Origin of the sequence: Roseovarius sp. EL26 (assembly GCF_900327775.1) — a bacterium.
Lineage (GTDB): Bacteria > Pseudomonadota > Alphaproteobacteria > Rhodobacterales > Rhodobacteraceae > Roseovarius.
The window spans coordinates 2,116,197-2,131,690 of record NZ_OUMZ01000007.1 but is presented as its reverse complement, the minus strand read 5'-3'; the positions used below and the strand labels follow the sequence as shown (position 1 = coordinate 2,131,690).

The following is a 15,494-nucleotide window of genomic DNA, read 5'->3' as shown; positions in this document are numbered from 1 at the left end:
CGATATGGCCCTCAGTGCAGCATGCCCATTGATGATCAGGGGGCATTGCAATCAAATTTCCCTTTTCCACATTGCGCAGTGGTACTGATCTGGATGCATCTTGTTCTTGCACGATGTTTTCTACCAACGCGCCCCGACGATACGGCCTGAGCACCGCTTAGGGCCGTGCTATGTAATTTCCGGCGCGCAGCTGGCAGACAGGAACCTGTTGAATGAACTTTGAAGAACTGGGGCTCAAGCCCCGCCTTGTGGCCCAATTGGCTGCACAAGGCATCACTGAACCGACTCCGATCCAGTATAAGGCGATCCCCCTTGCCTTGGACGGACGTGACATTATGGGGCTGGCGCAGACCGGCACCGGTAAGACGGCGGCCTTTGCCCTGCCATTGATTGATGCCATCACCAAGATGGGCACCAAGCCGGCGCCGAAATCATCGCATGGTCTAATTTTGGCACCCACGCGCGAGCTGGCCAAGCAGATCCAAGACAACATCATCGCTATGACCAAAGGCGCGCACATCTCAACTAAGTTGATTGTTGGCGGTGTATCATTGAACCGTCAGGTTGAAGTGATGCGCAAAGGCGCGGATCTGGTTGTGGCCACGCCCGGTCGTCTGATCGATCTGATCGAACGCAAGGCTGTTGATCTGGGCCAGACCCGTTTTCTGGTGCTGGATGAGGCGGATCAAATGCTTGATCTTGGCTTTATTCATGCCCTGCGTCGGATTGCACCACTGCTGCGCAAAGAGCGCCAGACCATGTTGTTTTCCGCGACAATGCCAAAGCAGATGGCAGAGCTGTCAACAAGCTATCTGACGAGCCCGGTCCGGGTAGAGGTTGCGCGCCCCGGCCTGCCGGTTGCGAAAATCCAGCAGTCCGTGCATTTTGTGGCCCAGAAAGAAAAATACGGCCTGCTGCGCGAGTTGCTGTCAACCAAGATTGGCGAGCGCGCCATCGTATTTTCCCGCACCAAACACGGTGCTGAAAAGATGATGAAAAACCTTGAGCGTGACGGTTTTAAGGCCGGCTCGATCCATGGCAACAAAAGTCAGGGTCAACGGGACCGCGCGATCAAAGCCTTCAAAGATGGTCAGATCACTGTGCTTGTGGCCACCGATGTGGCAGCGCGCGGTATTGACATCAGTGATGTCAAATATGTCTTTAACTTCGATCTGCCCAACGTGGCTGAAAACTATGTCCACCGGATTGGCCGGACCGCACGTGCCGGTGCCGAAGGTGAGGCCATTGCGTTTTGTTCAACCGATGAAGTGTCAGAATTCAAAGCTATCCAAAAGGTTCTAAAGGCTGACATTCCTGTCGCAAGCGGCACGGTCTGGGCCGAGTTGAAAGACGCCGGAAACAAAAAGCCTGGCGGTGGCCGTGGTGGTCCCGGCCGTAACCGTCGTCGTGGTGGCGGTGGTGGACACAGTGGCGGCGGAAATGGCGGCCGTGGTCATGGTGGTGGCAACGGCGGCGGTGGAAACGGTGGTGGCGGACGGCGCAGACGCGCCGCCTGATCAGCCGTTTTCGCGTAAAATGGCCCCGGCCAGATAAAGTGACCCACAGATGAGGATCCGCGCTTGCGGGTCCTCTTTTGCAATCTGCTGGACCGCGCTAAGCGCCGTATCTGCCGTATCTGCAGTCATGCCCACAGCTTTGGCGGCTGCGGCTGTTTCATCTGCCGGAAGTGTATTTGCCTCACCGGGGATCGAAATGGCGATTAGCTTTTGCGCTCGTGCGACCAGTGGGTTCAGATACCCCGAGATATCCTTGGTGTTGAGCATCCCACAGATCAGATAAGTTGGACGTGGGGGCAGGGTGCCAAGATGCTGACCCAAAGCTTGCCCCGCAGCGGCATTATGACCGCCATCCAGCCACAACTCGGCCTCAGGTGCCGCATCAATCAATGGGCCAGTAGCCAGCTTTTGCATACGGGCAAGCCATCGCGCCTGAGAAACCGCAGCCTCATAAGCTTTGTCACCCATCTCAAGATAACGCAGGGCAGCAAGCGCGGCTCCAGCGTTCTGGATCTGGTGTGCGCCGGGCAGGTTGGGCAGGGGCAGATCGCGCAGGCCGGTTTCGTCCTGATAAATCAGCCGCCCGCGTTCTTCAGAGATATGCCAATGCTGCCCATGGGCAATCAGTGGCGCACCAAGGCGGGCGGCAGTAGCCTCGATGACGTCCATCGCCTCATCGGGCTGTGGGCCGACAACGCAGGGTACACCGCGTTTGATGATGCCTGCTTTTTCGGTGGCAATTTTGGTCAGCGTGTCACCAAGGAACTGCTCATGATCGATCGAGATCGGCGTGATCACCGACAGTGCAGGTTGATCCATCACATTGGTTGCGTCCAGACGGCCGCCAAGGCCAACCTCAAGCAAGGTGAAATCTGCAGGTGTACGCGCCATGGCCAGTAGCGCCGCGCAGGTGGTGATCTCAAAGTAGGTGATATTGCCGCCATCATTGGCAGCATAACATTCATCCAGCACGGCGGTTAGGTCAGGTTCTGAAATCAGCTCCCCGGCCAGACGGATGCGCTCATGAAAGCGCGCCAGATGTGGCGAGGTATAGGCGTGAACGTGTTTGCCTGCCGCCTCAAGCCCGGCACGGATCATCGCTTGCGTCGAGCCTTTGCCATTGGTGCCCGCCAGATGAATCACAGGTGGCAGGTCATTTTGCGGATTTCCAAGCGCATCAAGCAGACGCCAGACGCGATCCAGTGTCAGATCAATGATCTTGGGGTGCAGCGCCATCATCCGTTCAAGGACGACATCCGATGTCTGTGTGGTCATTTCTCGGTGGTCTCTTCGCTGGCGTCGGCCTCAGCCGGGGCTTCCAATGCGGCCTCAGGCGCGTCGTCAGGGGGCGGTAGGTCACCGGCAACTGCCGGGGGCAGACCCATCAACATGCGGGTGATGGTGATCAGCTCGTCGCGCATCTCGGTCCGCGATGTGACGCGGTCCAGCATGCCGTGATCCAGCAGGTATTCAGCGCGTTGGAACCCGTCGGGTAGTTTTTCGCGAATGGTCTGCTCAATCACCCGTGGGCCAGCAAAGCAGATCAGTGCATTGGGTTCGGCAATGTGCACGTCGCCCAGCATGGCATAGCTGGCAGTTACGCCGCCGGTGGTGGGGTGTGTCAGCACGACAATATAAGGCAGGTTTGCCTCTTTCAGCATCTGCAGGGCCACGGTGGTGCGCGGCATCTGCATCAAGGACAGAATGCCCTCTTGCATGCGTGCGCCACCAGCGGCGGAAAACAGGATCAGTGGGCGGTTCAGCTCAACCGCCTTTTCAGCGGCTGCGATGATGGCGTTGCCAACATACATGCCCATCGATCCGCCCATGAACGAGAAATCCTGCGCTGCGGCCACAATCGGCGTGCGGCCCATATCGCCAGTGGCGACCAGCATGGCTTCTTTTTCGCCGGTCTTGCGCTGTGCGGCTTTCATCCGATCCGGGTATTTTTTCTGATCGCGAAATTGCAACGGGTCGGTTGTTGGGGCAGGGACGTCGATCTCGGCGAAGGCACCACCATCAAACAGACCGATAAAACGATCACGCGGGGTGATGTTCATGTGGTGGCCGCAATTGGTGCAGACGTTCAAGTTGTCTTTTAACTCACGGTGAAACAGCATGGTGCTGCAGCCATCACATTTGGTCCAGAGGTTCTCAGGGACTTCACGCCGCGAGAAAATCGAGTTGATCCGCGGGCGGACGTAATTTGTGATCCAGTTCATGGGCTGCTGTCCCTAGGTAATGTTATCGCACTGAGATAATGGTCAATGTCTCGAATTGCAATCAACGTTGCAACGTGAGGCGTATGGCAAGCCAAGCGCAGAAAATCCAGAGAATATCGACGGGAGCCCAGATCAAAACGGCATCAGCATCATCCATCGAGAACGGATAGGTATAAAGCGCCAGCCCATCCAACCACCCGGTGGGTGCTGCAATCAAGATTGCACCGGCGTTATTGATGAAATGAAACGCCATCGCTGGACCAAGAGAGCCTGCGCGCGCTGTCAGATCCGCTGCAGCAAGACCAAAGAGCGTGGCCCAGCCCACGATCAGCCAGCTGTGTGCGCCGTTTAAGCTCGGATCATAGTGTACCAGTCCGAACAGTATTGACGGCAAGCCCAGCCAGATCAGAGGGTTGGCAAAACGCGCGGCCAACTGGCTTTGCATATACCCTCGAAACAGCGCCTCTTCTGCGGTGGTCTGGATCAGGACCCCGAACAGCCCCGGAGCCAAAAACGCCAACCACAGGGTGGTTGAAAGATTTCGTTGTGGCTCCATTGTATCGGGTGATGGCAAAAGTAGGATCACAAGTGACAACAGTATCAACGGCCCAAGGGCCCGACGAAACTGAAAGATGACCAGACGCGGTGGCCCAAAAATTGTCCAAAGAGGACGATCATGCACAAGCCGCAACGCCAGCCATAACGATATAAAAGCCAAAGTGAAGCCATATAGCGTCAACAGTGCTCCACCGGGCGAAGTGCCATAAATCAGATGATCCCGCGCGCTCTGGTCGGAGGGCAGAAATGGACTGATCGCCTGTGACATAAAGGATTGCAACAAGATCAGTGTGATGAATACCACCATCATCCCGCCAGCAAGGCGTGGTAACCCAGCGCTGGGTCGGGCAGGGTCCGTCAAAAAGCAATGAGCATCATATCGCATAACATCACGCTATTGCGGTGTTCTGGCAGTTACAATCGGATGTTTGCGCAGATCAGGGGGCAAAACGGTGCGAAATCAAGCCGCAGATCGTTTAGTGCCGCTTGTATCGCGCGCGCGGCGCGTCTATGCCCTTTGTGACAAGATTTCGGGAGCCCGCCATGACCAAATTTGATAAAGCAAAACTTCCCAGCCGCTATGTGACCGAAGGTCCTGCGCGCGCGCCGCACCGTTCGTATCTTTATGCGATGGGCCTGAGTGAGGAAGAAATTCACCAACCACTGGTAGGTGTTGCCACCTGTTGGAACGAGGCGGCCCCTTGTAACATCGCCCTGAACCGTCAGGCGCAATCGGTGAAGATGGGCGTCAAACAAGCGATGGGGACACCACGTGAGTTCACCACCATCACCGTCACCGACGGCATCGCGATGGGCCACGAGGGCATGCGCTCGTCACTGGCCAGCCGTGAGGCGATTGCCGACACTGTTGAGCTAACCATGCGCGGCCACGCCTATGACGCGATTGTCGGCCTTGCCGGTTGTGATAAATCCCTGCCCGGCATGATGATGGCGATGGTGCGTCTGAACACGCCATCGGTTTTCATCTACGGTGGGTCGATCCTTCCGGGCCGCTATGAAGGGCGCGATGTGACCGTTCAGGACGTATTCGAAGCCGTCGGTCAGCACCAAGCGGGCAATCTGTCGACCTGCGAGCTGGAAAAGCTCGAAGCCGTGGCCTGCCCATCTGCGGGTGCTTGTGGTGGTCAGTTTACTGCCAACACCATGGCTTGCGTATCCGAGGCGATCGGTCTTGCACTGCCAAACTCATCTGGCGCACCTGCGCCATATGAAAGCCGTGACCAATATGGCGAGGCCTCGGGCCGTGCCGTGATGAACCTGATCGCGAAAAACATCCGTGCGCGGGACATCGTGACATTGAAGTCGCTGGAAAATGCAGCGCGTGTTGTGGCCTGCACAGGTGGCTCAACCAACGCTGGTCTGCACCTGCCTGCGATTGCGCATGAGGCGGGGCTTGAGTTCTTCCTTGATGACGTCTGTGAGATCTTCAAAGACACGCCGTATTTCGTCGACCTGAAACCCGGTGGGGCCTATGTCGCCAAAGACCTTTACGAGGCGGGCGGCGTTCCTGTCGTGATGAAAGAACTGCGCAAAGCGGGCCTGATCCACGAAGACTGCATCACCGCAACCGGCCGCACCATGGGTGAAGAGCTAGATCTGGTTGAACGCGAAGCCGACGGCAAAGTGATCTATCCGGTTGCGACACCAATCACCAAAACCGGTGGTGTTGTTGGTCTCAAAGGTAATCTGGCGCCAGCCGGTGCCATCGTGAAGGTCGCGGGTATGAGCGATGAACAGCAAGTGTTCACGGGCCCTGCACGGGTGTTTGAATGCGAAGAAGATGCTTTCGCCGCTGTGCAAGAGCGCGCCTATGAAGAAGGCGAAGTTCTGGTTATCCGCAATGAAGGCCCCGCAGGCGGCCCGGGCATGCGTGAAATGCTCTCCACCACCGCCGCACTCAGCGGGCAAGGCATGGGCAAAAAGGTTGCCTTGATCACCGATGGCCGTTTCAGCGGCGCAACCCGCGGGTTCTGCGTGGGTCACGTCGGACCAGAGGCCGCGCATGGCGGACCGATTGCCATGCTGAACAACGGCGACATGATCACGATCAACGCCCTCACCGGCGAGATCAGCGTTGACCTGAGCGAAGACGATCTGGCTGAGCGCAAGAAAAACTGGGCTGGCCCGCGCGAAACGATCTACGCCAGTGGTGCTTTGTGGAAATATGCGCAGCTTGTAGGTGAGACCTACAAAGGTGCCGTAACCCACCCCGGTGGCCAGGCCGAACGTCACACCTATTTTGACGATATCTAAAACCTCACTGGCCCGGCCGCTGTTGTCGCCGGGCCAACCCACTTTGCATTGCTGACAAAACGTTAAGGATGTTAACGTGCCCGGACCGGAAATGGTGCAGGCAAGGCAAGCAGGATAGACCCAATATGAGCGAGCTGCGCAAATCGTTGAAGAAATGGCTCGGTTCATGGGCGGGAACACAATCCGGATTGCCCTCCGGGCACCTCCCTGCTGCGACGTCGTCAATCCAGCGACACATTGGCTCCGACAAATTTCTCATACCCCATGGTACAGATTGGTTCTGGCGCCCTGAGATGTGGCGGTCCGCCTTGTCTGAACCTCGCCCGAAATCGGTTCAGAACGGTGCAAAATTGGGATCTGAAGTGAAGTTGTTTCACGATTGCCGCTTGGCTGAAATTTCGCTGGGCCAAGTGCCGAGCGGCGAAATCGCTGATGCCGCGCCTTATGGACTCAGTCTAGAGGTGTCTGGGTTTGATGGATCATTTCTGTCACTGGTTCTGGACTTGCCCGAGGAGGCTCTGCAAGGATTGCAGAAACGGCATCTGATCCGGCTCGATGCGATGATTGACCTGGAAAAACCGCTACCCCTTTTCGCGCGGCTAAATATCAAACACGGCCCCAATGTCGTTCAGGTCATCCGGGAATTAACGTTAAAGCCGACTGAAATGACTGTAGAGTTCGACCTTGGCTATAGTGATCTGAATGAAAAGCGGCTTGAACGGGCATGGATCGACCTGATTTTCAAAGAGCCACAGAACAACAACGTAATGATGCGCGATATGATCTTGTGCCGCTTTCCCCGCGCGGAAGTGTAAACGATCGTGATGTTTTGAGGATTTTCTGGGTTGGCTGAGGCCAGCTTTGGGGTAAAGGTTCAATCGCTTTGGTGTGCCCTAAGTATTTGTTATAAAATAAATTTGGTGACCCCGGCAGGATTCGAACCTGCAACCTGCCCCTTAGGAGGGAGTTAGTCATATGCATATTCCTTATTTGATTTCAGTTATTTGCCGTCGTCTTTGGCCTGCAGCTGTACAAGTTTTGTACGAAACAGCGCCCTAATCTGCGCTTCATCGGTTTCTGAATGCGCATAAACTCTTAGCGGCAAGGAAACGTCGGACCAACGTCCGGCTTCAGCTGCAGTCACTGGGTCAACACCCTGTCGCACAACCAGTTCGGTATAGAATCCATGTCTGCCAGCGGCATGTGCGGAAAGATAAGGTATGTCCGCCGCGTTGCAGATCGTCTTCCACCTACCATTGTAGCCTGTCGAACTCCCATAACCGAATAGCCTTTCTTCTATGAAACCGCCGGTCTTCCGGTTCCTTGGCCTCTTTGGCTTTAACGCTGTGAGTTCGTCCATCATCTCGGGGCTGACTGCGACCAGGCATTTTGGATGCCCTTTTTGGGCTTTGAGGCTCACCGCAAGCGATTCCGGGAAGACTTCCGCCGGTTTCACTGAGATGGCCTGATCAATCCTTGCTGCAGTCTCAAACATGAAGCGAACAAGTGCCGCATTATAGGGGTCAGCCTCTCGACAGAATGCTTCGATCCATCCTCTAGTTGCTGGGACCCGCTTTACACGGCTTGTTTTCCCGCGCTTTGTGTCTTGAGCGACAACTTCGCTTGTCTTGAAAGCTCGAACTTTCAAATAGGGTGTTCTCTTCAGTTCGTGGGCATTGTTAACGACCGCACGGACGGGTGTGATTATCTCCCGCAGCCATGTATCAACTGACACGTCTGGCATTAGCTTAGGGCCTAAGCTCTTGAGAAAGGCTCCAGTGATATCGGATAGTGGCACCTCCCCAATTTCGTCGAGCAACTTTTCTATTCGAGCCGCAGTCTTGGGGTCGGGATCATAAAGCTCAAGGGCATCTAAGAACCTGAGTGCTTTATCCTCTCCAACAAGATGCTTTCGGATTTGGTATTCAGTTTCCTGAGCTATCCAGTCCCGCGCGCCAGCTTCTGTAGTCGACTCCGTGCTTTTTCGATATGGACCGGCGATCGGGCGACCGTTGTATTCGATCCAGCCGACCGCATAGTAGATGCGGTCCCTTTTCCTCGGTTCGAGCGGCAATGGGTGCCCTCCTTTAAAATTGTATCGATTTGGGCCGCTGTGATGATCATTGCATTGCCAAGCTTGTGGCAGGCACCGAGCCTGTTGGCTTTCTCACGAAGCGTTCGTTCGGTGATTGCGAGACCCCGAGATGAAAGGACCGCCACCCACTGGGTCGGCGACTTTCCGTTATCCAGAACTTCCGACCCAAGGGGCTCGATAGATTGCTTTGGCATTCTCAGCCTCCCGACGGTTGACCGTCGACGGTCTCGGAAGATGCGATGATCAAATTTTCGATCTGGAGCGGCGTAAGAAGCATCAACCTACCGATTTTGTGGAAATGCCCAGTCTTGTGCGCTTTTGCTCGGATCAAACGAGGTGAAACATGCACCCCGTGCTCCATTAGCTGCTTACTCCAAGCTTCAGGGGTTTGGCCTTTTGAAAGTAGATCTGGCATAGCTTCCTCGCAAAAATTGCAATCTCTTGCAGAGACTTGTCACCCTGATGTAATGAGTTACAAGTTGCTCACGCAACGCATATTAATCGGTACGTTCGTTCCGATCATCGGGAGGGCGAGCTTTGGCTAAATTCAAGTTAAGGTCAGAAAATACAGCTACCATCAGGAAGATTACGGACAGACTGGATAAGCTGGAGAACTTCAGAGAGGGCTACGTTCGGAACACTCCCACCTCAGCTGTGCACACAAACGTGCAAGCCTTACGCGAAAAACTTGGGCTGCAAAAAAATGAAATGGCCGAACTGCTGGGGGTAACGTCACGCACGTATTATGCGTACGAGCGTGGATTGCGACCGATACCATCCACGACACTCGTAAAACTCGCGATGGTCACTGGGGCAGATCTCAATGAAATTTTGCTGGGCCGCCCTGCTCGGACAAACTTTGAAACTGTTCGTCATGCCGTTGATGATCTAATGTCGATCAGAGCCTACTTAGTTAGCGAATACCCTGAAATGGACGAACCAACACGGACAAAAGTCGCCCGGTTCGCAGTTACAACCGATTGGCAAGGGTGGTCCCGAATGCATCCATCAGTGATCCGAGATGCCGTGAGAATGGTGACGTGTTATCGCTTTCATCCTGAAGACATACCTGCGCCTCCATATTGGGAAGAATATGAAGGAAGAACAGATGAGTACGAAGAAGCAATGACAGAGTGGCAGGCAAAGATTGATAGAGATTTTCCTCCTCAGGACGAAGAAGCTGCCCATCTCTAAGGCATTGAAGTCAATGGAGTTTATGCAGCATTCGGCGGGGAGCGGCCTTTCGCTGCGCATTGCGCTAAGGTCAGCTGTGCGGACTTTGCTGCCGTTTATGAAAGTCTATCTAAGGTCTGCTTTGCTCTGATCCCAATTCCCCAAAACCATCTTTCATCAGAGCATCGAGCATCGGACAGGCCGCTGTCCCATCATCGCAGTTCGCAGATAGGTTTAGAAGCGCTTCGCGAAGAAGCACCAGGTTTTCTATTTTGGCGTTGATCTCAACCAAGTGATCTTCCGCCAAGGTTTTCACCTCGCCACATGAACGATCTTTTTGCACGGTCAAAGACAGGAAGGTTCGGATGATCGAGATAGGGAAACCCAAATCTCTGCATCGGCGAACAAACCTCAGTTTTGCGATCTCATCGGGTGAATAGAGCCTGCGTCCGCCTGCGGTTCGTCCCGGCTTAGGCACAACGCCTTCGCGTTCATAATAGCGGATCGTTTCGATCTTCACGCCGCTTTGTTCTGATGCCTTCCCAATCGTGAACATTTTGCTTGCTCCTGTAGCCACTACAGGAATTAGAAGGGCAAAATGAACGTGAATGCAAATGAACAAACAGCGACTGAACCCGGCTTGATCGGTCGGATGCTCATGCCCCTCGCAGCAGCCCTCGCTTTGTTGTCAGCGTCATGTTGCGTTCTGCCTATCGGTCTATCGATCATTGGCCTTGGTGGCTCATGGTTGACGATGCTTGGACCGTTCATCGCTTATCGCGGTTTCATTTTGTTAGGTGTTGCCATTGCGCTTGTCTGGGCATGGTATCGGGTTGCTCGGCCAAAACCATGCGTGACGCGTAGGCGGTCCGCTATCGTCTGGACCTCTCTTGCAAGTATTGCCTTTTTGCTCGCGCTGTCTTCGCCATATTGGGAGGCCTCAGCGCAAAGGTTCATGTGGGATTTGTGGAGATCGACCCGATGAAGAACAAGTTACTGGCACTTGGAATCGGCGGCACGATCTTGGCGACCCTGTGCTGCTTCACACCGCTCTTGCCGGTCGTACTGACGGCACTTGGCCTTACCGGATTACTCGGCGTTCTATACAACGATGCCGTTCTACTGCCGGTTTTGGCAGGTTTTCTCATGTTGACGGGGTACGCGCTATGGCGACAGAAGAAACAAAAGTAGTCTTGGAATCCACTTTGACCTGTCCGTCTTGTGGGCATGTGGAGACCGAAACCATGCCCACAGATGCCTGCCAGTGGTTCTATGAATGCAAGTCCTGTCAGACAGTGCTGAAACCGCTTGAGGGTGACTGTTGCGTGTATTGCTCATACGCAACTGTTCCTTGCCCACCGATCCAAGAGGGCAAGTCTTGCTGCGCATAGCAGTCGTTCGCGACGTCGCAGCAATTTGGTAGCTATGGGCTCGATGCAGACCTTGGCTGCGAAGACCACCAATGGCCGCTATGGGCCGTCTTTGATGTTATTAACTATATCCCTAAATCCGGGCTCCAAGTGGTACAGCGCTAGATACCTTCGTCAACAAGACTGATGCGTCAGCGTCAAGTGCTCGCGATAAAATAACAAGCTCGGGGACATCGATCCGACGTTGACCCGACTCAATCCGGGCGACGAATGACTGATGACACTTCAATAATGTCGCTAACTCGGCTTGAGAAATGCCTTTGGCCTTCCTTGCCTCGACCAGAGCCCTGATGAGAGCGATATGGCCTTCTGATCTAAGAGATTTCGTCACTTTGTACCCAATTCGTAGCTTTGGGTACTTCCGATAATCTTAAAAATAGATTATCTTAAAAGTAGATAATTTGTGGTGATCATCATGCGACTATTAACTGTTTTCTTATGCTCAACACTGTCGGTAACGTCTGCGCTAGCTGACGATACTTCAGATGATTTGCACGCCCTTACACCCCCTGCTGCAGCAACGGCTCATCCGCATGCCATTCTAGGTGTGTCGCCGAATATGGATGCTGAATCTGCGCTAACTGCATTGTCGGCTCACTTAGAACGCGATCTTGTTCCAGAACAAGTTACTCTGAGCATACAATCGCCAGAGGGCCGCCAGTTCCAATATGTGTACACACAGCGCCTGACGACCCCTTGGGTGGACCCGTTCGTGCGGATGGGCAGTGATGACTATGAGGAGATTACCGTAGACCTCGCAACAGACGTGCTTGATGGACGAGTCCTCGCAATTCATCGGACAATTGCAATATTCGGCAACGATCGTCCCTCTGCAGAGGCCGTTTTTGCTCAGTTGATCGAGAGCTACGGTCAGCCCTCGGCTATGGTGACTGGGTCCTACGATTCCGAGTTGATCTATGCATATGGAACAGATGGATTCATCCCTGATCTACCAGCGCTCGAGGCGTCGATGCATCCTGTCGTCGCAGGGCAACCAATGACGGCCTCAATTTCGCGGTTTGGTTCATTCTTCCATGATGATGTGCCGTGTATTAACGCCATAGGGCGAGACGCATTCTATGAATTTCGAATGCCTCGACCCGAGGATCCGCTAGCATCTTGCGACACTGTCTTAAGGATACGTGTGCAAAGTTCAGGTCTGAAAACCATGATCCACTTTGATCTCATGGACTATCGACTGATCAGGGCTAACCGCGCTGCAACCGACCAGCAAATACTAGAGGCTCTTGATGAGGAGCAGGCACCAAGCAGGATAAAGCTATGAAAGATAACATCTGGCATCTGCGTTCGCGCATGGAAGAGGCCCTGAATCCCATATTTGAAATTTTTGACGAGCGTCAGTTTAGCTTGCTCGGAATGAAGCCGCGAACCAACTTGTCTGAGCTGCAATATGACGCGGACAAGTTGGACATGGCCCTCTTGTTGTTATGTGAGCGCATGCCCCAATACGTTATGGACCCACCAGACCAAGAGCAGAGCGCCTTGACCGCTCGTGAGGTTATTGGGTTTGTTGGAGAACACGACTTCCTGATTTCTGTGAACCAGTTCGCTGGCTACGATCTGGTGGTACGTGCCGAAAACGAAGAAAACTGGCTGCATCACAAAGGCCTAAAGCTGGCTGCGGTAATCGGTACGATATGTAGCCTTTTCTACAGCGAGATTGGTGCCGATCCGGATGACACCTACGGAATTCTCAGCTTCACGCCGGGCGAACAGTAGGGAACTAGGTCATGGACCTGTGATGAGGGATAGCCAGAATGGCTCAAAGCAGCTATGAGACCCGAATGATCACATTGCGCAAACATATCACCCAAACCTAGCGCCCCCAAACTGGCGGGCGGCTTCGCGCTGTTCGCCTCTGATGATCGTCATCTCCGCATTCGCCGTCGCCGTCCGCGCTACCAACGCACGACGGAAAAAACACATGACCAATTGGTATACAGCAGACACCCACTTCGGGCATGAGAACGTCATCGCGTTCTGTGGCCGCCCCTTCCGCAGCGCCGGACAGATGGACGCGATCCTGATCGAAAACCTATGGTCGAAGGTTGGCCCAGACGATGATCTCTGGATCGTCGGAGACTTCGCGTTTGGCCCGAACGCCAAAGATGCAACCTACCTCGAAGGGCTCTTCGGTCAGCTCCCCAGAGCGCGCAAACATTTGATCGTCGGCAACCATGATCTGGAACCGACGCTGGCGTTGCCATGGGACAGTATCTCGCACATCGCAGAGGTCAGGGACGGCCCTAAGAACCAGGCGCATACGCTGTGCCACTACCCGATGATTACCTGGAACCACGCCCGCAGGGATGCGCTCCAGATCTTCGGCCATGTTCACGGGAACTGGAAAGGTTCGAGGAACAGCGTCAACGCCGGTGTGGACGTCTGGGACTTCATGCCTGTTCGCTTCGAGGACATTGCGCGGCGGGCAAAGACGCTGCCGGTGAACAAGCACTGGCAGGACGTCGAACACAATGCGAAGGAGATTTAAGATGTCCCGATCTTACCGCAAAACACCCATTTGTGGGATGACCACGAAAGACAGCGACAAGCCGTTCAAGAAAGCAGCGCACAGACAGGCGCGGCGTGCTCTAAACGCACGTGACTTGACCCTCGACGATCCACCCGCGGCAAAGGCGTTTGGCAACCCTTGGGGCGCACCCAAAGATGGCAAGCAGTGGATCGACCCCCGTCGTTTTCCTGAGATCATGAGAAAGTGAAACTGATGGCGCGTTTTCTGGTCTGGAGTGACCTGCATGATGAATTCTGGGGCCACTTTTAACAACGCAATTCGTCTGCGACAGTGGACGGAGTTCTTATCGCTCGCGACATTCAAACCAGCGTCACGCTATATCCTGAAAAGGAAAACCGGACGTTCGTGCTACGCGCGGCGAAGGTCTCCTCAGAGCCCATTGCAGAAGTGTCAAAATTTCGCTGCATGCGCGCGCAGCAGAGATTTTTACGAAGCGGCGAAAGATTTTATGCTGCCTGGCGGCGGAAACAGCAGCCGTTCATGCAACGCGCAGCAAATCTGAAACCATGAATTCGAAAATTGCGGAACAATCCCGCCTTTTTGCTTTTGCCTCTTTCGCTGACGCAGAAAACCTTGGTAAATTCGGCGCAGAGCGCGGTGTTCTTGCAAATTTCCCCAAAACCGCCGTTCATGAGCTGAACGTCCACAGGATTTCAAGCCCGCCTCTCGCTGCGATCATTTTCAGCCCGCAACCAGTCCAAGAATGCCTCTGCGCCCTGAGACATCGGCTGGTCCGTGAAAACGACAAAGTAACCCGCGTTTTCAACTCTGACATCGGACAAGCGGACAAGCGTGCCATCGTCAATTTCTGGCGCGATCAGATCATCCCAAAGCGCCAACCCCTGACCATCCACCACCGCCTGAACGCGGCTGTTTGAGTCAGGAACCGTCAAGCTGGACCGACTGGGTGCGTACGGCAGCCCTGCAGCTTTGTGCCAGGCGCGCCACCCCGCATCGCCGGAGCTGTCACCCAAGAGCGGAAGCTGCTTGACCGCCTCAGCCAATCCAAGTTGGCTTACCTGCTCAGCAACTGCACGGCTGGCGGTTGGCACGGCAGGCAGGGACAGAAGAAGTTCGCTCTGGTGACCCTCCCAGCCGTCAATTCCCCAGAGGATTGCCATGTCGACCTTGACCGATCTCATCATGTCGACCGAATTGATCGGCTCAATGCGCAGGCTGATACCGGGATTGGCCTCAAAAAAGCGGGTGAGCCTTGGCGACAGCCAGCGTGAAGAGAAGTAGGTCAGCGCGCCAACGGTCACGGCACCCGAGGCCGTTCCGCGCAGGTCTTCGATTTCACGGTCGATCTGGCTCAGGGACGTCTGGGACACATGCCACAATCTGCGCCCTTCTTCTGTCAGTCCCAGTTTTGCGTGCGCGCGCTCGAACAGTCGAAACCCAAGCTCGGCTTCAAGCTTGTTGATTTGGTAACTGATCGACCCTTTCGATTGATGCATCTCGTCCGCCGCCTTGGTCATCGACAGAGTGCGGGCAACGGCATCAAAGATCTTGAGGGCATCATAAGAACGAAAGCGCATGAATATTGTCTAATTTTTTCGAACGACTTGTGCAAATCATTAGATTTGCGCTGAGCGCAGTCGGTCCAATATCACCAACTCAATGCGTGGCACCCATCTGTCCTTGTCGAAGATCACCCGCAGGCGTCTAACA

General features: G+C 54.6%; 19 protein-coding genes. 11 read left to right on the top strand and 8 right to left on the bottom strand.

Annotation, left to right across the window (positions count from 1 at the left end; all coding sequences use genetic code 11):
• The first annotated feature begins 212 nt into the window (after positions 1–212).
• Complete coding sequence (locus D9A02_RS18545; RefSeq protein WP_120502338.1) at positions 213–1,517, top strand: DEAD/DEAH box helicase; 1,305 nt, start codon at positions 213–215, stop codon at positions 1,515–1,517.
• On the opposite strand, the gene D9A02_RS18540 is transcribed toward D9A02_RS18545, so the two are convergent.
• From D9A02_RS18540 to D9A02_RS18530, 3 genes are all read right to left on the bottom strand, one after another.
• Positions 1,518–2,792, bottom strand: a complete 1,275-nt coding sequence (locus D9A02_RS18540; protein WP_120502337.1) for a folylpolyglutamate synthase/dihydrofolate synthase family protein — start codon at positions 2,790–2,792, stop codon at positions 1,518–1,520.
• Positions 2,789–3,739, bottom strand: coding sequence for an acetyl-CoA carboxylase, carboxyltransferase subunit beta (gene accD, locus D9A02_RS18535; RefSeq protein ID WP_120502336.1), 951 nt, complete (start codon positions 3,737–3,739; stop codon positions 2,789–2,791). Before accD ends, D9A02_RS18540 begins: the two co-directional genes overlap by 4 nt.
• Positions 3,740–3,800: 61 nt before the next feature.
• Positions 3,801–4,682: a CPBP family intramembrane glutamic endopeptidase gene (locus D9A02_RS18530; protein ID WP_120502335.1), complete on the bottom strand. Its 882-nt coding sequence runs from the start codon at positions 4,680–4,682 to the stop codon at positions 3,801–3,803.
• 158 nt (positions 4,683–4,840) lie between these two features.
• On the opposite strand from D9A02_RS18530, the gene ilvD reads away from it, so the two are divergent.
• Together ilvD and D9A02_RS18520 are read left to right on the top strand one after the other, a co-directional pair.
• Positions 4,841–6,571, top strand: a complete 1,731-nt coding sequence (gene ilvD / locus D9A02_RS18525; protein ID WP_120502334.1) for a dihydroxy-acid dehydratase — start codon at positions 4,841–4,843, stop codon at positions 6,569–6,571.
• 125 nt (positions 6,572–6,696) lie between these two features.
• Positions 6,697–7,386 (top strand): DUF6478 family protein, encoded by a 690-nt coding sequence (locus tag D9A02_RS18520; protein WP_254054675.1) that lies wholly within the window; start codon positions 6,697–6,699, stop codon positions 7,384–7,386.
• A gap of 185 nt (positions 7,387–7,571) precedes the next feature.
• On the opposite strand, the gene D9A02_RS18515 is transcribed toward D9A02_RS18520, so the two are convergent.
• Positions 7,572–8,645, bottom strand: coding sequence for a tyrosine-type recombinase/integrase (locus D9A02_RS18515; RefSeq protein WP_120502333.1), 1,074 nt, complete (start codon positions 8,643–8,645; stop codon positions 7,572–7,574).
• A 558-nt stretch (positions 8,646–9,203) separates the two neighbouring features.
• On the opposite strand from D9A02_RS18515, the gene D9A02_RS18505 reads away from it, so the two are divergent.
• The gene (locus D9A02_RS18505) at positions 9,204–9,860 is read left to right on the top strand and encodes a helix-turn-helix transcriptional regulator (RefSeq protein WP_120502331.1); all 657 of its coding nucleotides are present in this window, start codon (positions 9,204–9,206) and stop codon (positions 9,858–9,860) included.
• Positions 9,861–9,969: 109 nt separating this feature from the next.
• Here D9A02_RS18505 and D9A02_RS18500 read toward each other — a convergent pair whose 3' ends face one another.
• Complete coding sequence (locus tag D9A02_RS18500) at positions 9,970–10,395, bottom strand: helix-turn-helix domain-containing protein (protein WP_120502330.1); 426 nt, start codon at positions 10,393–10,395, stop codon at positions 9,970–9,972.
• Between the two features lie 42 nt (positions 10,396–10,437).
• On the opposite strand from D9A02_RS18500, the gene D9A02_RS18495 reads away from it, so the two are divergent.
• From D9A02_RS18495 to D9A02_RS19490, 3 genes are read left to right on the top strand one after another with little or no spacing between them, the layout of a single operon-like run.
• Positions 10,438–10,824, top strand: a complete 387-nt coding sequence (locus D9A02_RS18495; protein WP_120502329.1) for a hypothetical protein — start codon at positions 10,438–10,440, stop codon at positions 10,822–10,824.
• Entirely contained in the window at positions 10,821–11,030 is a 210-nt protein-coding gene (merF, locus tag D9A02_RS18490) for a mercury resistance system transport protein MerF (protein ID WP_120502328.1), read from the top strand. The genes D9A02_RS18495 and merF overlap by 4 nt, the downstream gene beginning before the upstream one ends.
• A complete protein-coding gene (locus tag D9A02_RS19490) occupies positions 11,006–11,230 on the top strand; it encodes a GDCCVxC domain-containing (seleno)protein (protein WP_120502327.1) in 225 nt (74 codons plus the stop codon). The genes merF and D9A02_RS19490 overlap by 25 nt, the downstream gene beginning before the upstream one ends.
• 112 nt (positions 11,231–11,342) lie before the next feature.
• Here D9A02_RS19490 and D9A02_RS18480 read toward each other — a convergent pair whose 3' ends face one another.
• Entirely contained in the window at positions 11,343–11,600 is a 258-nt protein-coding gene (locus D9A02_RS18480; RefSeq protein ID WP_120502326.1) for a helix-turn-helix domain-containing protein, read from the bottom strand.
• Positions 11,601–11,684: 84 nt separating this feature from the next.
• Between D9A02_RS18480 and D9A02_RS18475 the strand changes: the two genes are divergently transcribed.
• From D9A02_RS18475 to D9A02_RS18460, 4 genes are all read left to right on the top strand, one after another.
• Complete coding sequence (locus tag D9A02_RS18475) at positions 11,685–12,554, top strand: hypothetical protein (RefSeq protein ID WP_162933131.1); 870 nt, start codon at positions 11,685–11,687, stop codon at positions 12,552–12,554.
• Positions 12,551–13,009: a hypothetical protein gene (locus D9A02_RS18470; RefSeq protein WP_120502324.1), complete on the top strand. Its 459-nt coding sequence runs from the start codon at positions 12,551–12,553 to the stop codon at positions 13,007–13,009. The genes D9A02_RS18475 and D9A02_RS18470 overlap by 4 nt, the downstream gene beginning before the upstream one ends.
• Before the next feature lie 205 nt (positions 13,010–13,214).
• Complete coding sequence (locus tag D9A02_RS18465) at positions 13,215–13,781, top strand: metallophosphoesterase (RefSeq protein WP_120502632.1); 567 nt, start codon at positions 13,215–13,217, stop codon at positions 13,779–13,781.
• A gap of 1 nt (position 13,782) precedes the next feature.
• On the top strand, positions 13,783–14,010 hold the full coding sequence (locus D9A02_RS18460; protein WP_216824970.1) for a hypothetical protein: 228 nt from the start codon (positions 13,783–13,785) through the stop codon (positions 14,008–14,010).
• A gap of 259 nt (positions 14,011–14,269) precedes the next feature.
• Here the strand turns inward: D9A02_RS18460 and D9A02_RS18455 are convergent, their stop codons facing one another.
• On the bottom strand, positions 14,270–14,455 hold the full coding sequence (locus D9A02_RS18455; RefSeq protein ID WP_120502323.1) for a hypothetical protein: 186 nt from the start codon (positions 14,453–14,455) through the stop codon (positions 14,270–14,272).
• Between the two features lie 21 nt (positions 14,456–14,476).
• Positions 14,477–15,361, bottom strand: a complete 885-nt coding sequence (locus D9A02_RS18450; RefSeq protein WP_120502322.1) for a LysR substrate-binding domain-containing protein — start codon at positions 15,359–15,361, stop codon at positions 14,477–14,479.
• Positions 15,362–15,494 lie beyond the last annotated feature (133 nt).

Bases quoted from the DNA above. Each gene is read 5' to 3' on its own strand.
- D9A02_RS18545 (WP_120502338.1), top strand. From the start codon at position 213: ATGAACTTTGAAGAACTGGGGCTCAAGCCCCGCCTTGTGGCCCAATTG.
- D9A02_RS18540 (WP_120502337.1), bottom strand. From the start codon at position 2,792: ATGACCACACAGACATCGGATGTCGTCCTTGAACGGATGATGGCGCTG.
- accD (WP_120502336.1), bottom strand. From the start codon at position 3,739: ATGAACTGGATCACAAATTACGTCCGCCCGCGGATCAACTCGATTTTC.
- D9A02_RS18530 (WP_120502335.1), bottom strand. From the start codon at position 4,682: ATGCGATATGATGCTCATTGCTTTTTGACGGACCCTGCCCGACCCAGC.
- ilvD (WP_120502334.1), top strand. From the start codon at position 4,841: ATGACCAAATTTGATAAAGCAAAACTTCCCAGCCGCTATGTGACCGAA.
- D9A02_RS18520 (WP_254054675.1), top strand. From the start codon at position 6,697: ATGAGCGAGCTGCGCAAATCGTTGAAGAAATGGCTCGGTTCATGGGCG.
- D9A02_RS18500 (WP_120502330.1), bottom strand. From the start codon at position 10,395: ATGTTCACGATTGGGAAGGCATCAGAACAAAGCGGCGTGAAGATCGAA.
- D9A02_RS18495 (WP_120502329.1), top strand. From the start codon at position 10,438: ATGAACGTGAATGCAAATGAACAAACAGCGACTGAACCCGGCTTGATC.
- merF (WP_120502328.1), top strand. From the start codon at position 10,821: ATGAAGAACAAGTTACTGGCACTTGGAATCGGCGGCACGATCTTGGCG.
- D9A02_RS19490 (WP_120502327.1), top strand. From the start codon at position 11,006: ATGGCGACAGAAGAAACAAAAGTAGTCTTGGAATCCACTTTGACCTGT.
- D9A02_RS18475 (WP_162933131.1), top strand. From the start codon at position 11,685: ATGCGACTATTAACTGTTTTCTTATGCTCAACACTGTCGGTAACGTCT.
- D9A02_RS18470 (WP_120502324.1), top strand. From the start codon at position 12,551: ATGAAAGATAACATCTGGCATCTGCGTTCGCGCATGGAAGAGGCCCTG.
- D9A02_RS18465 (WP_120502632.1), top strand. From the start codon at position 13,215: ATGACCAATTGGTATACAGCAGACACCCACTTCGGGCATGAGAACGTC.
- D9A02_RS18460 (WP_216824970.1), top strand. From the start codon at position 13,783: ATGTCCCGATCTTACCGCAAAACACCCATTTGTGGGATGACCACGAAA.
- D9A02_RS18455 (WP_120502323.1), bottom strand. From the start codon at position 14,455: ATGAACGGCGGTTTTGGGGAAATTTGCAAGAACACCGCGCTCTGCGCC.
- D9A02_RS18450 (WP_120502322.1), bottom strand. From the start codon at position 15,361: ATGCGCTTTCGTTCTTATGATGCCCTCAAGATCTTTGATGCCGTTGCC.